We start from the raw sequence: 18,507 nt of genomic DNA, 5'->3' as shown, positions 1-18,507 counted from the left end.
AAAGAAAAACCTTGTACCTTTGTCTATCATTTCCACAAGAACAAATAGATATCTACAATGAGTTTTATTGAAGAAGTTATTGGCCGTCAAATTATTGATTCAAGAGGAAATCCGACGGTAGAAGTCGATGTTATTTTAACGAATGATATGGTGGGCCGGGCTGCTGTACCATCAGGAGCATCAACAGGAGAGTACGAGGCCGTTGAACTTCGAGATACTGATTCTGATCATTATTTGGGCAAAGGAGTTACCAAAGCGGTTGAAAATGTAAATACCGTTATTGCTAATGAACTACGAGGCCTCGAGGTATTTAACCAAGTCGAAATTGATAATCTGTTGCTCGAAATTGACGGGACCGAAAATAAAGCAAATTTAGGTGCCAACGCGATCTTAGGTGTTTCTCTTGCCGTAGCCAATGCAGCTTCCAATGCGTTGGGATTACCACTTTGGCGCTATATTGGTGGCGTAAATGCGAAAGTACTTCCACTACCGATGATGAATATTATCAATGGTGGATCGCATGCCGACAACAATGTGGATTTACAGGAGTTTATGATTATGCCTAATGGGGCGAAGTCATTTTCGGAAGCAGTGCGAATGGGTTCCGAAATCTTCCACCATCTGAAAAAAGTATTAGGCGATAAAAATTACAGTACGGCTGTTGGAGACGAGGGGGGATTTGCACCTGATTTGAGTTCCAATGAAGAGGCGGTAGAAGTAATTTTAAATGCCATTGAAAAAGCAGGGTATGTGCCGGAAGATGAAGTAGTGATTGCTCTTGATCCCGCAACTGCAGAATTTTATAACGCTGACAAAGGAGTATATGAGTTCCGCTGGAGTGATGGCAGTGAGCGCACCAGTGAAGATATGGTTAAATTCTGGAGCAGCTGGGTGGATAAATACCCCATCGTTTCTATTGAAGATGCATTGGATGAAAATGATTGGGATGGCTGGAAGAAACTTACGGATGCTCTCGGTGATAAAGTACAGTTGGTAGGAGATGACCTGTTCGTGACTAACACCGAGCGTTTGGCGCGTGGAATTAAACAGGGTGTTGCCAATTCAATTCTGATTAAGGTTAACCAGATTGGTACGCTTACTGAAACGCTCGATGCTATCGAGATGGCCCATAAAAATGATTATACAGCTGTAATTTCGCACCGGTCGGGAGAAACGGAAGATACGACTATTGCTGACTTAGCGGTTGCTACCAATGCTGGACAAATTAAGACGGGTTCGATGAGCCGTACTGATCGTATTGCAAAATATAACCAGTTGTTGCGTATCGAAGAGCAGCTTGGAGAAAACGCAATCTTTATGGGAAGTGACGCCTTCGGTTTTTAACCCCATAAAAATATCGTAAGAGTATTATAGCGTGGGCATGAGCCCGCGCTATTTTTTTAGCTTGAAATAAAACGTGCGGATGAAAATCACGAGTTTAAAATTGCAGAACTTCCGAAACCATGAGGAAACTGTGGTAGAGTGGGCGCCGCATATGAATGTTATTATCGGTCAAAATGGGGCAGGAAAAACAAATTTGATTGATGCCATCCACTACCTGTGCATGAGCCGTAGTTTTGTATCCAGCAGTGATCGATATGTAGTAAGTCAGGATGCTACCTTTTTTATGATTAAGGGGCATTTTGAGGGCAATATTCGGTCTAATTTTGATGTAGGATGTTCATACTCGTGGGGCGAAGGAAAAAAGATATTTGTCAACGAAAGTCCGCTCGATCGCTTGTCTGATTTAATTGGCATGGTACCGGTGGTGGTGCTTTCGCCATCCGATAAAAAGTTAACCAGCGAGGGGCCTAAAGAGCGCCGCTCATTTATCGATTCGTTTATCAGTCAGATCTCACCGGCCTATTTGCAAGACCTTTTAGATTTTCGCAAAGTACGGAAGCAGCGCAACAAACTATTACAGGACTTCCGAGGAAGTCGGGAAGTACTTACAGCTTACCTTGAACCCTGGGATAAGCAGCTTGTAGATTATGGGGCACGGATTGCGGCCAAGCGAACCGAAGTTCTCAATCAGTTTCAGAAGTATTTGTCCAAGGAATATGAGGCGATTTCGGGCATGCGGCACGAACCAGATCTTAAGTACGAAACATTTTGTGAGCCTTCGGAAGATGTGGAGGTAGTTCGGGAGCGATATCGGGCAGAACTTGAAAAAGAACTGGATCATGAAATTGAGCGCGAGTTAACATTGGTAGGGCCACACCGCGATGAGATTGTGTTTTATTTGGATGACTTTGAGCTTCGAAAGTTTGGGTCACAGGGTCAGCATCGATTATTTGCGCTTGCTTTGAAACTGGCCCAGCTTTTGTATTTTTCGGATGAACTGGACGATTTGCCAATATTTTTGTTAGATGATGTGTTTGGTGATCTGGATGCGCAACGTACCGAGGTGCTTTTAAATGCACTTATTGAGCATGCCGGACAAACATTTGTGACAGCGGCAAATCCCATTCCCTTTGATGATTATGTAACGTTTGATGGGGAACAGAATAGGAAGTATAAGGTAGAGCAAGGCAATGTGGCTATTGCGAAACCGTAACCAAAATTTTAGTTATGGGACGTTTTAAATCAAATAAGCCAAAGTTACTGAAGGATGCGCTCAAAGATTTTTTGGATGATTACCCGCACCGTAAGCGCTTAAAGCGGGGGATGATATTGTCGCTTTGGGAGCAAACGGTAGGAGAACGTATTGCCGAGCAGACCGAGAATGTCCATTTTGAGCATGGTAATTTGGTCGTGCATGTTAAAAATCCGGCATGGCGACAGGAAATTCATATGAAGCGATTTAGCATTGCTAAAAAGTTGAATGATGAGATAGAAGAGAAAATTATTAAGGAGATTGTAGTTCGCTCGTGATATATTGAGTCAGCTGTTACGTCAACCAATGACTGATTTGGAACATCGTTATGGATACTTCAAAATTTGAGGAATACAGAGAGCAGATACTGTCGTGGTGGCAGTCGCTTCTGCAAAAATCTAATGAGGATGAAATTGCAGGAGTGGGCCGCGAACGCATTATTGTGTTTATCGTGGCATTTATCTTGGCGATGGCTTTATGGATGATGGTAAATTTGAGTCGAGATTATACGCTAAGCCTGGAGCTTCCGATACAGTTGGGATCAGTACCTGATGATAAGGCATTGGTAGAAGATATCCCCAATACAGCAACAGTGAGCATAACCGGAGAGGGATGGAAGCTCATTAATCTTTACAACAATCCACCCTCAATCAATATTGATGTGAATGATGCCCAGGTGAATTTATTTGATCAGGTACAGCAGCAGATGAATGCGCTGCCCGATGTAAATATCCAAAAAGTACAGCCACAGATATTGTCAGTGAAGTTTGATGAACGCATATCCAAGAAAGTACCTGTTCGATCAAATGTAGAGATCTCATTTCGAGATCAGTACGATTTTATAAGTCCACCAGAAATTACCCCCGATAGTATTACTATTAATGGGGCGGTAGCAATTATCGAAAATATTACAGAATGGGCTACTGATTCGGTACAGGTAGAGAATGTTAGTAGTAATATTTCTGAGACTGTGCCTTTAGCATCATCGGGTAATTTAATTAGCCTTTCTGACGATGAGGTGCAGTTTAGTGCTGATGTAGCGCAATATACCGAGGGAGAGGTGAAAGCGAATATTACAACCCGTAATTTGCCGCCAGATCGTGTCGTTAGCTATAGTCCCATTGCTCTTACGATTAAGTACGATATTCCCATCGATAAGTATACTGACATTCAAGATGAGAACCCTTTTGAGGTATATGTGCCTTACCAAGAGATTCTGGAAGACTCAACTGGTTTTATAACGCCCGAAATTACGCAGCGAGAAGAAAAATATTATATCAAGTTGCGTTCATTCCAACCCCGTCGCGTAGCCTATTATATTGTTTTGGAAAGTTAGGCTACTTCTTCGAGCTCTTCTTCAAATGGCTTGATAACTTCGTCTACACTGCGCGTATTTTCAAAGTAATCCAGTATTTTCAGTATCACCTCATCTACCAGTACATCAGGACAAGAAGCCCCTGAGGTAATTCCGATATCAAGCGGCGTTTCCTCCGTAGGCAGCCAATCAGCAGTTTGTTTCAACTCTTTATCCCACTGATTAAAATGTTGGATCTTCTTGGGCGATTCAATCTCCTCAGCATCGCGCACGTGATAGGTCGGGAAAGCCTTTTCCAGAATCTCAACTAAGTGCATGGTATTGGAAGAGTTATATCCGCCTACCACAATCGATAAATCAGCATCGGTATCGGCCAGGGCAAGTGTGGCTGACTGGTTTTCGTTTGTAGCATAGCAGAGGGTGTCTGAGGTATCGGCAAAGTGGTCCAGAATATCAGCCTCACCGTACTTTTCAATAGCGGCTTCTTTCAATATCTGCATTACCTCTTCGGTTTCCGTTGCCAACATTGTCGTCTGATTGATGACTCCAAAATGCTCAAGGTCTTTCATGGGATCAAACCCATTAGTGCTTTTATGACCAAAGTGCTCCTCAAAATCCGAAAGTGGTCGTTGTTCGGTCATGATGTCCGCCAAAATTTGTGCTTCTTCCGGATTTAAAACCACTACACACTCCGAGTGATCAGCACTGTGCGAAAATGTAGCACGCGTTTCTTCGTGGCGGTGTTTGCCATGAATGACCAGTGAATATCCCTTTTTGCCAAGCTGCTTACCACGTCGCCATACTTTTTCAACAAAGGGGCATGTGGTATTATATTCATAGGGATCGATGCCTTGTTTTTTAAGCTTTTCCTGTATCTCGATGGTCGTCCCAAAAGCGGGTACAATAACAATATCATCCTCATCGAGCGATTCTATGGGAATGAGCTCCGTACCATCAGTCTCAAAGAGAAATTCTATCCCTCGTTCCTGCAGGTCTTCATTGACTGTGGGATTATGAATCATCTCGCTCAGCAGGTAGATATTTTTATCCGGATAATTTTCAACCGTGTCGTAGGCTATATCAATGGCATTTTCGACGCCGTAGCAAAATCCGAAATGTCGGGGTACCAAAAACCGCACGGGACCAAAATCGAGGATGCTTGGCTCAAGATCCTTTTTGGTGGGATCCATCACTTTATTGGCATCTTTGACCTTGCGGATGATGGGAGATTGATAAATATCGGGGATGTTGAATTTCTTGCGAGCCATAAAATCTAATGGATTTAATTTAGCTACTAAATATACGGAGCTGATCGCGAAACATCACCACCAATAACAGTTATTTGGAAGGTAATATTCCACGTTGAATTTTGGGAGATTATTGTTGGGCAAGCTCCCGCATCCATTGTGTAAAATTTGGTGAACTGTAGTCGGCAATACCCTCTTTTTTGTAAATAATTTGTCCCTGTTTTGAGATGATATACGTGGTTGGAAGGTATTGGCTGTGAAATTCTGTCGGGAGGCCGGAAGCTGGGAAATAATACGGCACGGATAATTCTTTTCCTTCCATAAAATTGACGGCCTTTTGTTGTTCCTCATCCATCGATAACAGAATAAAACGGATATTCTCTTTACTATTTACGTTCTCGTAGAGCGTTTCGATGGTTGGCATTTCGGCCACACAGGGCGGGCACCACGAAGCCCAAACATTGACGAATACCACATCGCCTTGAAAATTACTTAGAGAAACGGTATTTCCATCTGAAGTCTCCATTTGAAAGCGAAAATCACGTTCCGAAAGCATGGGGCCCTCAGTCGTAGCAATTTTGGAGGTATCCGCATCAAAAAGGCCGGTCCAAAGCATTCCACGCTGCAGGGTGCCGAGCACTTCGGTATGCCATCCCGTAGCATAGAGGATAGCGCCAATGGCGAAAATGGCTCCCCACTCAATAAGTGATTGCTTCCATGTGTTTGAGGATTTTTCTTTCGTCATGATATAATAAATTACAACAGAAATGATAAGGGTGATACTACGGTCAAGGCTACAAATTATTTTATAGAATCATAATTCGATCTTTACTTAAAACCACTTACCTTTTTGCTCTTAGAAAATATTATCAAAAATAGGTGACCATGAAATTGATCAGATTTTTTTGCGGCATATTGTTAATAATGCTGATTGTTGCTCAAGCCGGATGGGCCCAGCAGAATAATACGAAATCAGCGGCTGATAATCCCAAGTTAGTAGTTGGAATTGTAGTAGATCAGCTGCGCTACGATTACATCCCGTTGTATTGGGATAAGTTCGAAGACGATGGTTTTAAACGATTGGTTAATCAGGGATACAGTTTTGAAAACCATCACTTTAATTATTTTCCGACTTATACCGGTCCGGGACATGCGGCTGTTTATAGTGGGGCTACGCCTTCGGTGAATGGGATTGTTGGGAATGCCTGGTATGATCGCAATATTGACGAGAGCATGTATGTAGTGTCCGATTCAACGGTTACGCCGGTGGGCACCGATAGCGATGCCGGGAAGATGTCCCCTGAAAATTTGATAAGTACAACTGTTACCGATGAGCTCAAAACGGCCAGTCCCGAGAGCAAAGTGATTGGCGTTTCTATTAAAGATCGTGGTGCGGTATTGCCGACGGGTCACCTTGGGGATGCGGCCTATTGGTATGAGGCAGCATCTGGAAATTTTATAAGCAGTTCGTGGTATGTAAATGAGTTGCCCAACTGGATTCAGAATTTTAATGACAAAGGATTGGCTAAAGAGTTTGCCAATAGTACGTGGCAAACGTTGCTCCCTATCGATCAATATACAGAGAGTAACGAAGATGATACCCCGTATGAAGGTACATTTGAGAATGAGGATAATCCGGTATTTCCGCATGATTTAGGTGCCAATCGTGGCAATGAATATGGAATTATTAGTTCAACACCGTTTGGAAATACCTTGGTTGCCGAGCTGGCGAAAGCAACAGTTGACGGAGAGTCGCTGGGTACGGGTAATGCTACCGATTTTCTGAGCGTAAGTTTTTCTTCTACTGACTACGTAGGCCATATGTATGGTCCGCATTCTATCGAGTTGCAGGATACTTATCTGCGTCTTGATCGCGATATTGCCGGCCTGCTTGACCATTTGGATAAAAAAGTTGGCAAAGGAAATTACATGGTATTTTTGACTTCTGATCATGGCGCGGTAGACGTTCCACAGGAGCTGGTTGACAAGGATTTACCCGGGGGATATTTCGACAGTGATACGGCTGTTGATGAGCTTTCGGAGTTTCTTACTACTGAGTTCGGCGATGAGGATTGGATCGAAGATTATACCAATCAACAGGTGTATTTAGATCGGGATTTAGTGAAGGAAAAAGGACTCTCGCTGAAAGTTATGCAGGATAAAGCTGCAGACTTTTTGCTGCAGTTTGAAGGGGTGCTGTCAACAAATACCGCGCATAATTTGCAATACAAAAACTACAACAGCGGTCAGCAGATGATGTATCAAAATGGATTTAATTATGGTCGTTCAGGGGATGTATTTGTTCAGCTTAAATCGGGTTGGCTCGACTCGGATTACCCAACGGGAACATCTCATGGATCGCCCTATAATTACGACACACATGTACCACTCATTTTTTACGGATGGGGCGTGCCGCAAGGAAGTACTACAGAGAAAACGGCAATCCCACAAATTGCGCCAACAGTTTCGAATATGTTAAATATTGCTCTGCCCAGTGGTTCAGAGGCTAACATTCTGCAGTTCGAGAAGTAATATTTGGCAGTATTTATTTTATCAAATAAAAGCCAAGCCAGACGAAGGCAAGCCCCAATATTAGGCTGGTGGCAACGTAGAGAAAAGCGTAACCATGGTATCCTTTTTCGAGGAGAGCGAAGAATTCATAGGAGAAGGTAGAAAAAGTGGTGAAGCCACCGCAAAAGCCAGTGGCAAGAAGCATTCTCATGTTTCGGCTAAGATCATTTCCCAAGGCCATGGCAATGATAGCGCCGATCAAAAATGAGCCCACCAAGTTTACTGTGATGGTTCCAAAGGGAAAGGAGGATTGGGCGTTGAGGGTAACATAATGGGTGATGAGATAGCGAACAATGCTTCCCAGAAATCCGCCGATACCGACTGCTAATATGGATTGTAGCATGATGACTGCTGTTAGGTTAATCCGTTTAAATTAAACAGGAGTCATCAGCTCCGACAGTAGTCGGAACGGTTGAAGGCGAACTCCATCGCCGTTTTTACTGACGTGATAATAGGAGTTTATAGATAATGGCACAAGCGGATGCTTGTTGTTAGGTCTCATCGGATGGTAGATATTAATTCTGTATTTGGATAGGTACGGTAATGTTTTTTGTGCCTACTCTTGCAAAGTCGATGGAAAGTTGGAGCGAGTCGCCAACGGCTAAATCTTGGGTTAGGTTTATGAGCATTAGATGCAGTCCGCCTGGTTCGAGCAGTAGCTTGTCACCGTCTTTGATGACTTGCTGCCCGGCGGGACGCATGCTTGTGGTACCGTCGTTGTTTTCAATAGATTCGTGCAGTTCTACGCTTTCTGCAATATCGCTACTGAATGAAAGCACGGTATCGGGGGATGCGGTGCCGTTGGAGATACGCAGATATGCCGCGCTTTTAGCTTGTTGTGAACCGGGACGTGCCCAGCCGTTGTCGAGGGCTATTTTGCCGAGAACGACTTCTTGCTTTGAGTTGGAGTCGTTCGAAGAATTCGACTCAGAACCACATCCCAAAAACAGGAAGCAGCCAGAAAGTAGAATGAGCAAAAGTTGGGGTAGGTATTTCATTCTGATCGGAGGTAGTTTATATCGTCTTTGACATGTTCGGGGGTGACGCGGTGTGCGGGATATTCGGCGCGGATGTAGCCATTGCGGTCCATGAGATAGAGGGTGTTGGAGTGCCGCATATCGTAGTTGCTGCTGTCTGGGTTGGCGTAGGTTTTTTGGGCAATAATGTCGAGCTTGTCGAGCAGTGCGTCACTATTGTTCGGGTAGCTGGTGAGCAGCGTAAATTGCTGGTTAAGGTTGTAGAGGTCTTTATATTTTTTGAGGGCGGTGGGGGAATCGCGGTCGGGATCGAAGCTAATTTCGATAAAGTTGATGTCGGTGGTGTCGTCGAGGGCGCGCTGGATATTGGTCATGTTAGCGGTGATGACGGGACACACATCGGGGCAGTTGGTGTAGATGAAGGTGATGAGAGAGAGCTCGCCTTTGAAGTCACTGGGAAAATTAACGAGGGTGCTGTCAGTGTTGCGAAGCTGGTGGGTATCGCCGCTAAGATCGTAAAGGGCATCTGGTCCACATGCTGTGATGGATGCAAGAATAAAAAGGGCGGTGAAAAATAATTTGAGGGTAGAGCTCATAGTGTTGGTTTAGTTACAGGGACTTTCGTGGTGTTCTTCGCAGGGTTCAAATTCGAATTCGAGGGTGGAGTGGTGGATATCAAAATTGGTGCTGAGAAGTTCTTTTAGGGCTGATTTTATGGATTCCATTTGTCCCATGTCGTCTTCGTCAATAACAACGTGGCTTTCAAGCAGGATGTTTTTTTCATCGAGTCGCCACACGTGGAGGTGGTGGATATCGAGCACGCCGTTGATTTGTGTCATAGCTTGGTGAACGTTGGGAATTTCGATATCGGTCGGGGTACTCTCCATTAAGATATTGATAGTCTGTCGTAGCATGTAGTAGCTTTGCCACAGGATGTATCCGGCGATGATGATAGTTAAAATGGTATCGATGATGTACAGTTGATACCAAAGGATAAGTACGCCAGCAATGATAACGCCAACCGATGAAAAGGCATCGGATAAAATATGGATATAGGCACTGCGGAGATTGAGATTTTCTTTAGAGTCGCGGTATAGCAGGATGGCGGTTATGACATTTCCCAATAGCCCAATGATGGCTACGATGAACATCACCATGCCGTCAATGGGCTGGGGATTATAGAATCGCTCGATGCCTTCCTTAATCAAAAACAGCGCGATGATGACGAGCGTAATTAAATTGATAAAAGCTCCAATAATTTCGGCTCGTTTGTAGCCAAAGGTTTTATCGCGGTTGGCTTCTTTTTTAGAAATTTTTCGAGCAACAAGGCTGATACCCAGCGAGGTGGTATCATTCAGATTATGCAGGGCATCGGAGAGTAGAGCTAAACTTCCGGAGATGATTCCACCGATAAATTCAGCAGCGGTGATAGTAAAATTGAGAATGATGGATATCCACAGGCGTCCCTCTGTTTGGTCTTCGCCGTGGTGATGATGGTGATGTCCGTGGTTGTGTGAATGTGCCATTGTTAAGTTTTATAAATCAGATAGCAGGCTAAGAGTATTTTTATAATGATGATTATAGCAATCGAAGATAAAGAAATCATGAACGATAGTATATGCTATAGACATACAAAGTCTACGGAGTTAATGCTTTTGTTTTTCTTCAAGCAATTGTTTCATGATGATTCGTGCACTTTCACGGGTAACCGTGTGCATGCTGTCACGCGGGGCATTATCGCTGATTTCGTAGGTGACAGCATCGGCACCAAAGGTGTGGAAAATCCAGTTTTTGGTGATTGGAGAATTCGGTGGAAAGGGTTCTACTTCGATGGGATATTTGGGGAACTCCTGTTTTAGGGAGTCGATCCACTGGTAAGTGAAATCGTCGGGAAACGTTTTTTCCTCTCGATTAATGGGATAAAAAAGGTTTTCATCTGTTGAGTGGAAATCAATTCCGTAATAGACTTTGCGTAGACTATCATTTTTTAGAGGCAATAAATCATTGCGAATAGCACGTGTTTCGGGCTGATTGAAATGCTCCCAGTCGCGATTGAGATCTACGCCTCGAGCATTATAGCGCCAGTGTCCCTGTTGTACGCCGTCGGGATTTGCAAACGGATATGCCAAGATTTCAAAGTTATTTCTGAAATCGCGAGCCAGTTCTGTATCGGAAGAAAGTTCATTGATAAATGTTTCTGCCCCAAGAGCTCCCGTTACTTCAGGAGGATGCAAGCGGCCGGTAATAATCATAACACCACGTGGCTTGCTGGTATCTGTATTACTGATATTTAGTTTTACAATAGGATGGTTATTGTGCGAAAAGCCGACGGTATCTGGCGTTATAAATGGCTTTTGTGATAGCGAATCGAACCACTGTTGGTATTTATCCGCGGTGTAGCGTTCTTGAGCCGATACCCAAAGCGGTTTTTTTTTGAGATTAAGCGTTAATGTAGCAGTTCCATTTGTTGTATCAGTTGAAAAACTGGTGCTGTCTATGGCTTGCCAGTGTTTGCCGTCATTACTTAGCTTGGGCAGGTATCGATGGGTGCCGTGTTCGTATGTTAGTTGTAGATCAATAGTATCGGGTTGGGTGCTCCAAATTTGAAAAGCATACCACGGGCTGTTATTAATAGCATCGCGTTCGGGATTGATGGTAACGCGATACAGTGAGTCGTTGACTTGATAGAAGTCATTCATCCGAGCACCCGGAAAATCATTGCTTACCCATATGCTCCCATCATTTACGCCAATAACACGGGTATAATGGGGGTTTGTTTCTTTATCTGAGGTTTCTGTTACTCCTTCGGGATCATATGAGTAGCCCGAAAATTCGCCAGAGGTTGAGCATCCCCAGAACAATATAAGGAACGAAAAGAAAATTAAAGCATGCAGAATCTTATTGAATGTTGCCATGAATTACGTTTAATAGTTTTACTTTATTCTTGGTATCGAAAGTACTATTCAAAATGCTTAAAATCATTTTTTGATACAGGGAATAAAGAATGATAGACTTCGTTTGAAGATCAATAAATGTTATTATTGGTTATCCTGTTTGATCATATCGAAACATAAAAATTCAATCACAGATAAAACCACGTGCGGCTATTGGGCTTGGAAAAATATGTACTGCTATTCACCATTTGTATGGTAGCGGGAGTGACTACAACTACTGCACAACGTGCTAATAATGGGAGTGAGGTTCATCCGCAAGTGTGGGAGGTTACCTTCGAAGGGAATAAAACGTATTCCAATATGGTGCTTAAAAACCAAGTCGCTACTGAGGCGCCCGGTTTTGGGGAAAAGTTGAAGTTTTGGGATAAAACGGGATTTGAGCTGGATGAGCAGGAGATAAAACGTGATGTAATACGGATTCGAAATTATTATCAACGTCGAGGGTTCATTAATGTGAAGGTCAATTATAGTATTCAAACAAAAAATAAAGAGTGGAAAAAGGAAGTTACTTTTAGGGTTAAGGAACAGTTGCCAATCCGGATAGCAGATTTAGTATATGAGGTTGAGGGAGCGACGCAACATGTTAAAGATGTTCGAGCAAGTTCAGCTTATCAAAGAACACAACGGGATCACCCGTACCAAAAAAATAATCGCTATGAAATGATTAAAGAGCCGGAGGTGGTAGGACGATTTACGGATGTTCTTAAGAATATGGGGTATGCGTATGCGGAGGTCAATATTAAGGCTGATATTGATTCCACAGCATTAACGGCAAATGTTACCATCCAATCTGATTTGGGACCACGAACATATATTGACTCGGTGGAGGTGGAAGGGATCGAGAGTATTGACAAAGATTATGTGATGCTCGAAGCTGATTTAAAGAGGGGAGAACGATATAGTATGGACAAATTGCAGGAGGCTCAGCAGCAGATTTTTGACCACCATCTATTTCGGTTTGCAACTATAAGTATTCCTGATCAGCCCAAAGATTCAACCCTGAATTTGATAATGCGTGTTCGTGAAAATGAAAAACGATCGGTAGAACTGTTAGCCGGTTTTGGGACCGAAGACAAGTTACGCGGACAGGTTAGCTGGACACATCGTAATGTAGGTCACCGGGCACACCGGTTTAATGCGACGGCACGGGCTTCGTTTATTGAACAATTTGCAACAATCAATTATTTATTTCCTTATGTCTATAATACCAAGAGCAGTGTGGTTATTTCACCTTTTGGTCAGCACATGTTAGAAAGTAATTACGAACTGTTTAGGGCTGGTGTTACGAACAGTTTTATTTATCGTTATAGCCAGAATCTGACGGCATCGGCCTCCCATGAATTTACCAAAAACCAAGAGCTGTCACGTAGTTTTGATACCACCTTGCCGGATTCTACACTGGAATATGACTTATCCTCCCTGCAGCTGAGTGGATATTACAGCCAGGGGTACGGCCGTCAGCAAGAAGGATGGGTTATTCAGCCTTATTTTGAACTTTCTGGATTTTTTGGTTTTGCTTCTTATAGCTTCCAAAAACTATCGGCAGATATTCGTCGTTTTACTCGTCTTGGAAACTCAACTATGTTGGCTACTCGTCTAAAGGGTGGGGCCATATTTAGTGCTAAATCTGATTCATTGCCCAGCAATATTCGATATTACCTGGGAGGAACGAACTCGGTACGGGGTTGGTACCGTAATCAGCTGGGGCCGAAGAATGCTCAAACCGACAGTACAGGCTTTGAACAATATGTGCCGCGTGGTGGAAGTGCCATGTTCGGATTTAATATAGAGCTACGCCAAGAATTGAATTTTTTGATTGATGGGCTTGGGATGGCCGCTTTTTTTGATGGGGGACAGCTTTGGGAGACGTTTGCACGTATTCGCAGGCGGCCTGTTCAATTTGGTGTCGGAGGTGGATTTCGTTATCAATCGCCCATCGGACCAGTACGCATCGATGTGGGATATAAATTAAATCCCACCGAGCGAGATTTGAACATTTATCAAGGTACTGATTACGGTGGCAAATGGGAGCGTATTGGTATTCATTTTAGCATAGGTCAAGCATTTTAATGAGCGAGCAAAACAATCAACATAGTGGTTTCAAAAAGTGGGGAATGCGCTTCCTGTGGGTATTTTTTGCGGTGTTGGTATTGGGATTGGTGTTGCGTCTTTCTCTGAAAACAGAATTCGTTCAAAACTATGCCCGTACTTTTATTGTAGATATGGCCAATAGTCAGCTCAATGCAGATTTTTCCATTGAGCGATTGTCTGGGGATCTATGGAAAGAAGTGACGCTTTCGGGCATTGCTTTGCAGCAACAGGATACGATTGCAACTATCGATTCTATCCACACAAGATATAATGTTTTAACCCTCTTAGGGGGAGAGATTGAAGTATCGGAGTTACAGGTTTATCGTCCGCATGTTAATCTGAGGCAGCATGAGGGACACTGGAATGTAGAAGGTCTGGTTGTTGAATCATCCGATACAACGGCCTCACCAATGATGAAATTCCAAGTCCAGGACTTTGGGTTAAATGAGGGGAATGTTTCCGTAGAATCTGATAGCCTGCCAATAGGTTCGCATTATACAATCGATCAATTAGATGTAGCGAGTAGTTTTGGATTTGATGGTAACGATTACAACCTGGAGTTGCGGGATTTAGCTTTTTATATCAACGAAACCAATATTGACCAAGGTATTGCATTCCAAGCGTCGGCAGCAGCAAAGGAGCAGCGCGTAACCCTTGAGCAGCTTATGCTGGCAACTGGAAAGTCGGTGGTAGAGGCCGATGGATTTGCTTCCGTTTCTGATACCAGTATACAGTTTGATATTCAGTCGAATCCTATTTACTGGCAAGATATAAGAGCGATTATGGACGAGTATCCCCTGCGTGAGGATGTAAGTGTCTCCTTGTCGATGCAGGGAAATCCTGAGCAGTTTACTCTATCATTGGCTATGCAGGCCGAGGGGCTTGAAGCGTTTAGCCTCGAGAGTCGTTTCGCATGGCCTTCAGAGTTCATTGTGCAAGAGGTGACTGCGTCGGCTTCAAAGGTGGATTTGGCAACGTTACTGGCTGATTCAACCTATCCGCGATTGGATCAGTTTAATCTGACATTTGATGGTCAAGTCAATCTTGGTGATTTGGATAACAGTGCAGGAAAAATGAGTTTCTCAGCCAAGGAAATTATATATGAACCGTATCGCTTGCAGCAACTGTCTGGAAATGCAAATATGGAAAACAAGTCAATAGCACTGGGGCTTACTGCAACGGAAGGCCAGCAGCATGTTACGGCTGATATTAAGGCTGCAAACATCTGGGTAGATAACCCAAAGTTAAAAACTAATATCACTGGTGAGAATATTAATCCCGGCTATTGGGTACAGGATACGACCTACAATGGTAAGCTGAACTTTAAAGTAGAAGCAAGCGGCCCGGGTTGGTATCCCGCCCAGCAACCTTGGGATTATTCGTTGGAAATGGAAGAGGGAGGTATGTTGGGGTACCAGCTTTCGAATGCTCGGGTTAAAGGACAAGTTAGCAGCAATACCTTTAGCGCTGATGGTCAGATGAAAATCCGGGATAGCTTTATTGAGATGGTTGCCTCATTGCAAGGTCTGGATGATTTGCCTTCGTATACCTACCAGCTAAAAACGGAGAATTTTAATCTTGGCATGTTCCTTGAGCAGCAGAATTTTAGTACAGCTATAAATGGTCAGTTCAAGGGAAGGGGAACCGGTTTTGATCCCGCCAATATGCAGTTGCAATCGTCTGTAGAAGTCGATTCGTCCATTATTAATGGTGAGCTATTAGATACTATCTCAGCAGATTTTGGTATTCGTGATGGTGTTGCCAAGGTTGATAGTGCTCGGCTGCAAAGCGGCATCAGCGACGGGGCGTTTAGCCTTCGGTTAAATATGTTGGATTTATATGACGAACAGAATGAACTATTCTTGGACTTGGACGTGAAAGATTTATCAGTACTGGCTCCGTTGGCCTATGTTGATACACTGCGAGCCGAGGGCAATATAACGGGGACTTTGCGTCCTATAGATAATCAGGATTTACATTTTTTAGGCAATGTCGATTTAAGCAATGTGGCTTATAATACGTTGTTTATGACCGACCGTGCAAAAGGTTCTGTTGATATCCATCTCAGTGATACACTTAGCTATCATACTGATGTAGAGCTGGAGCAACCCTCTTTTTCGGGGGTACCCCTCCAGAATCTACAAATTCAAACCCAGGGTAGTTATTTAGATAGCACGGCCAGGGGGCAGTATAATTTCCAGTTATCAAGTGCTACAGAGGGAAGAATTGAACAGTCTGGCGATTATGATATAGCACCTGATGCTATTTCCATAAATACCAATGAGTTGAATTTTATTAGTGACTATCGGACTCTTACGCTTGAAGAGTCTTTTGGATTGGAGTATCAAAACGAACGTTTACAGTTGGATACCTTGCGGATATCATCGGGTGATGGGGCTTTTTTAGAGATGGGAATTCCTACTTTGAGTGCTGATGAACAACAGGGATTTGTGAAGGGACAGGGGCTTAATGTATCTGTGATTCAAAGTAGCTTTTTTGGCAATACCTATTTTGACGGTGTTCTTTCAGGACAATTTAACATCGATCGTAAAGGGACTGACTTACAAGCAAGCGGTCATGCTTTGCTTTCGGAAGTGTCATTTCAAGGGGGAGGATTTGATTCGCTCTTAGTATCAGCGAGCGTTGCAGAGGAACGATTAGAGGGGACCCTATCCTTAAAAGATCAGGGCGAAGAATTGATGAGCGGAGATGCAAACTTGCCATTTAAATTGGGTGATCCCCAAGAGTTTGAGGAGGCTTTTTTTAATGAACCTATATCGGGGGATTTGCGAGTATGGGATATTTCTATTGAACGATTTAACAGTTTATTTGATGAAGCTATTGAAACAGAAACGCAGGGTATATTATCATTTTGGGGAACCTTGGGAGGTACGGCCGGAGATCCTGAATTTGATGCGGATGTGAGCCTCAAAAATGCGGTACTTTCTGGGGTAGCTATCGATTCTATTACGGCTGGAGCGAATTACCGGCATGTGGATGAAGTATTATCTATGGATGCTACAGTGATGTCGTTAAACCAGCCTGCAGCAGAAATTAATGCTCAATTTCCGCTATTTATTGATATGAAGACATTTGAGGTAGGTCTTCCAGAACAAAAAGATCGTATTGCCATAGATATAGAAACGAATGATTTTGACTTACGGGCAATTAACGATTTTGTAGATCCTCTTCTGCTTCGGGATGTGCGGGGACGTTTAAATGGAAACGTACAGGTGAAAGGGACGATGGATGATCTGAAAACGGATGGAAATCTGTCGTTGAATAAAGGGCGTTTTAGATTGGTACCAGCAGGTATTACAATAGATAATATAAACTCAGAAATTACTTTTACTCCTGATCAATTACGACTTTCTCGGTTGGTAGCTCAAAGTGGAAATGGTACGTTTAATGCCAATGGTACGGTGGCTTTAGAGCAGCTGGTACCCGGGGATATGAATATCAATATGCGGGCAAAAAGTTTTAGGGTAGCAAATACCTCACAATACAATGCCGTAATAAATCTTGATGCTCAAACAAAAGGTTCGTTGACAAATCCGAGGGTGACGGGCAGTTTGGATGTATTAAGGGGCTTTGTGAAGCTGGATAATTTTGGGGAAAAATCAGTTGAAACGGTTCGACTTGATACGTTGGAAGAGGTTGGGCCTTCGGTAAGCGTTTACGATTCTCTTGCGCTTGATATGGATATTGGATTTAATGAACGGTTTTTTATCCAAAATGAGCGTTATCTGGAGATGGAGGTAGAGCTGGCCGGGGAATTGGACTTGGCTAAGAAAAGTGGAGAGGATTTGCAATTGTTTGGATCAATGAATGCAGCTAGCGGATATGCTCGTCCTTTTGGCAAAGAGTTTGATATTGAAGAGGGCGTGGTCACATTTAGTGGTAATCCCGAGAATCCCCAGGTTAATATCCGAAGCCGGTATGAGCCACCGCAGACGCAAGAAGAAATTGTGATTTGGTATATCATTGAGGGGACTGTAGAGGATCCAAAATTCAGGTACGAAAGCCAGCCACCAATGGAGCTCGAGAATATTATCAGCTATACTCTCTTTGGTCAGCCGTTTTACGCCCTTGATTCATGGAAGCAGGTAGTGGCCAGTTCGGGTAGTAATACTACGGCGGCTGATGTGGCTTTGGATGTATTGCTGGATCGTGTTGAAGCACTTGCTACCCGCCAGCTTGGAATTGACGTGGTGAAAATTGACAACACGCGGGCCGGTGGTGAAACGGGGACTTCTATTACAACAGGTTGGTATCTGAATCCTAAAGTGTTTTTTGCGATCCAGAATGTAATTACGGGGTCAACGCCGGAAACTGGATTTTTGCTGGAGTATATGCTGCGCAAAGACCTCAAGCTTATTCTGCGACAGGGTAATAATATTCGTCAGGGCGTAGATCTTAGGTGGAATTATGATTATTAACTATTGCAGCAGGTATAGTCTTTACATAAAGTCTGACATACTAATGTCTTGGTGGCTGACATTGTAATGTCTTAGGGTCGGACATCCTAATGTCAGGGGGTCCGACATCATAATGTCATAGAGTACGACATTCTAATGTCGGGATCTGCTGATAATATATCTCAATCAGTAAAACCTTTAGGGATAGATTAGCTACTGTTGATCCCGTTTTCTATATAAGTTTGAGGGAAAGGAGTTCGAATTTCCTATTATTTAATAATAGGCATTACGAATTACGCAATAATTTAGAGCAACTAATTTAAGAATAGTTCAAAAAC

14 protein-coding genes and 1 riboswitch are annotated in these 18,507 nt (G+C 43.3%); of the genes, 7 read left to right on the top strand and 7 right to left on the bottom strand.

The annotated features are described in order from the left end of the window. The first annotated feature begins 57 nt into the window (after positions 1 to 57). From eno to AAFH98_RS01360, 4 genes are all read left to right on the top strand, one after another. Positions 58 to 1,344: a phosphopyruvate hydratase gene (eno, locus tag AAFH98_RS01375; protein WP_342520874.1), complete on the top strand. Its 1,287-nt coding sequence runs from the start codon at positions 58 to 60 to the stop codon at positions 1,342 to 1,344. Positions 1,345 to 1,423: 79 nt separating this feature from the next. After that, a complete protein-coding gene (recF, locus tag AAFH98_RS01370; RefSeq protein WP_342520873.1) occupies positions 1,424 to 2,557 on the top strand; it encodes a DNA replication/repair protein RecF in 1,134 nt (377 codons plus the stop codon). A 14-nt stretch (positions 2,558 to 2,571) separates the two neighbouring features. After that, positions 2,572 to 2,874 carry a DciA family protein gene (locus AAFH98_RS01365; protein WP_342520872.1) on the top strand — a complete coding sequence of 101 codons (303 nt, stop codon included), beginning with the start codon at positions 2,572 to 2,574 and terminating at the stop codon, positions 2,872 to 2,874. 50 nt (positions 2,875 to 2,924) lie between these two features. Beyond that, on the top strand, positions 2,925 to 3,932 hold the full coding sequence (locus AAFH98_RS01360) for a CdaR family protein (protein WP_342520871.1): 1,008 nt from the start codon (positions 2,925 to 2,927) through the stop codon (positions 3,930 to 3,932). On the opposite strand, the gene AAFH98_RS01355 is transcribed toward AAFH98_RS01360, so the two are convergent. Together AAFH98_RS01355 and AAFH98_RS01350 are read right to left on the bottom strand one after the other, a co-directional pair. Continuing rightward, a complete protein-coding gene (locus AAFH98_RS01355; protein WP_342520870.1) occupies positions 3,929 to 5,179 on the bottom strand; it encodes a 4-hydroxy-3-methylbut-2-enyl diphosphate reductase in 1,251 nt (416 codons plus the stop codon). The genes AAFH98_RS01360 and AAFH98_RS01355 overlap by 4 nt on opposite strands. A 109-nt stretch (positions 5,180 to 5,288) precedes the next feature. Continuing rightward, positions 5,289 to 5,903 carry a TlpA family protein disulfide reductase gene (locus AAFH98_RS01350; RefSeq protein ID WP_342520869.1) on the bottom strand — a complete coding sequence of 205 codons (615 nt, stop codon included), beginning with the start codon at positions 5,901 to 5,903 and terminating at the stop codon, positions 5,289 to 5,291. Between the two features lie 140 nt (positions 5,904 to 6,043). Here AAFH98_RS01350 and pafA point away from each other — a divergent pair, with 140 nt between their 5' ends. After that, positions 6,044 to 7,690, top strand: a complete 1,647-nt coding sequence (pafA, locus tag AAFH98_RS01345) for an alkaline phosphatase PafA (protein WP_342520868.1) — start codon at positions 6,044 to 6,046, stop codon at positions 7,688 to 7,690. A 13-nt stretch (positions 7,691 to 7,703) separates the two neighbouring features. On the opposite strand, the gene crcB is transcribed toward pafA, so the two are convergent. The 5 genes from crcB to AAFH98_RS01320 all read right to left on the bottom strand — a co-directional run bounded on the left by crcB (position 7,704) and on the right by AAFH98_RS01320 (position 11,621). After that, on the bottom strand, positions 7,704 to 8,072 hold the full coding sequence (gene crcB, locus AAFH98_RS01340; protein WP_342520867.1) for a fluoride efflux transporter CrcB: 369 nt from the start codon (positions 8,070 to 8,072) through the stop codon (positions 7,704 to 7,706). Positions 8,073 to 8,100: 28 nt separating this feature from the next. Continuing rightward, a riboswitch (Fluoride riboswitch) is annotated at positions 8,101 to 8,171 on the bottom strand. A 73-nt stretch (positions 8,172 to 8,244) separates the two neighbouring features. After that, positions 8,245 to 8,727: a copper chaperone PCu(A)C gene (locus AAFH98_RS01335; RefSeq protein WP_342520866.1), complete on the bottom strand. Its 483-nt coding sequence runs from the start codon at positions 8,725 to 8,727 to the stop codon at positions 8,245 to 8,247. Then, the gene (locus AAFH98_RS01330) at positions 8,724 to 9,302 is read right to left on the bottom strand and encodes an SCO family protein (protein ID WP_342520865.1); all 579 of its coding nucleotides are present in this window, start codon (positions 9,300 to 9,302) and stop codon (positions 8,724 to 8,726) included. Before AAFH98_RS01330 ends, AAFH98_RS01335 begins: the two co-directional genes overlap by 4 nt. Before the next feature lie 9 nt (positions 9,303 to 9,311). Further along, positions 9,312 to 10,232, bottom strand: coding sequence for a cation diffusion facilitator family transporter (locus AAFH98_RS01325; RefSeq protein WP_342520864.1), 921 nt, complete (start codon positions 10,230 to 10,232; stop codon positions 9,312 to 9,314). 120 nt (positions 10,233 to 10,352) lie between these two features. Further along, positions 10,353 to 11,621, bottom strand: a complete 1,269-nt coding sequence (locus AAFH98_RS01320) for a M14 family metallopeptidase (RefSeq protein ID WP_342520863.1) — start codon at positions 11,619 to 11,621, stop codon at positions 10,353 to 10,355. 183 nt (positions 11,622 to 11,804) lie between these two features. On the opposite strand from AAFH98_RS01320, the gene AAFH98_RS01315 reads away from it, so the two are divergent. Both AAFH98_RS01315 and AAFH98_RS01310 read left to right on the top strand, forming a co-directional pair. Beyond that, the gene (locus AAFH98_RS01315; RefSeq protein WP_342520862.1) at positions 11,805 to 13,730 is read left to right on the top strand and encodes a BamA/OMP85 family outer membrane protein; all 1,926 of its coding nucleotides are present in this window, start codon (positions 11,805 to 11,807) and stop codon (positions 13,728 to 13,730) included. Beyond that, complete coding sequence (locus AAFH98_RS01310; RefSeq protein WP_342520861.1) at positions 13,730 to 18,190, top strand: translocation/assembly module TamB domain-containing protein; 4,461 nt, start codon at positions 13,730 to 13,732, stop codon at positions 18,188 to 18,190. The genes AAFH98_RS01315 and AAFH98_RS01310 overlap by 1 nt, the downstream gene beginning before the upstream one ends. Positions 18,191 to 18,507 lie beyond the last annotated feature (317 nt).

It is taken from the genome of Fodinibius sp. Rm-B-1B1-1, from assembly GCF_038594945.1.
GTDB lineage: Bacteria > Bacteroidota > Rhodothermia > Balneolales > Balneolaceae > Fodinibius > Fodinibius alkaliphilus.
This window is presented reverse-complemented; position numbering and strand designations above follow the sequence as displayed.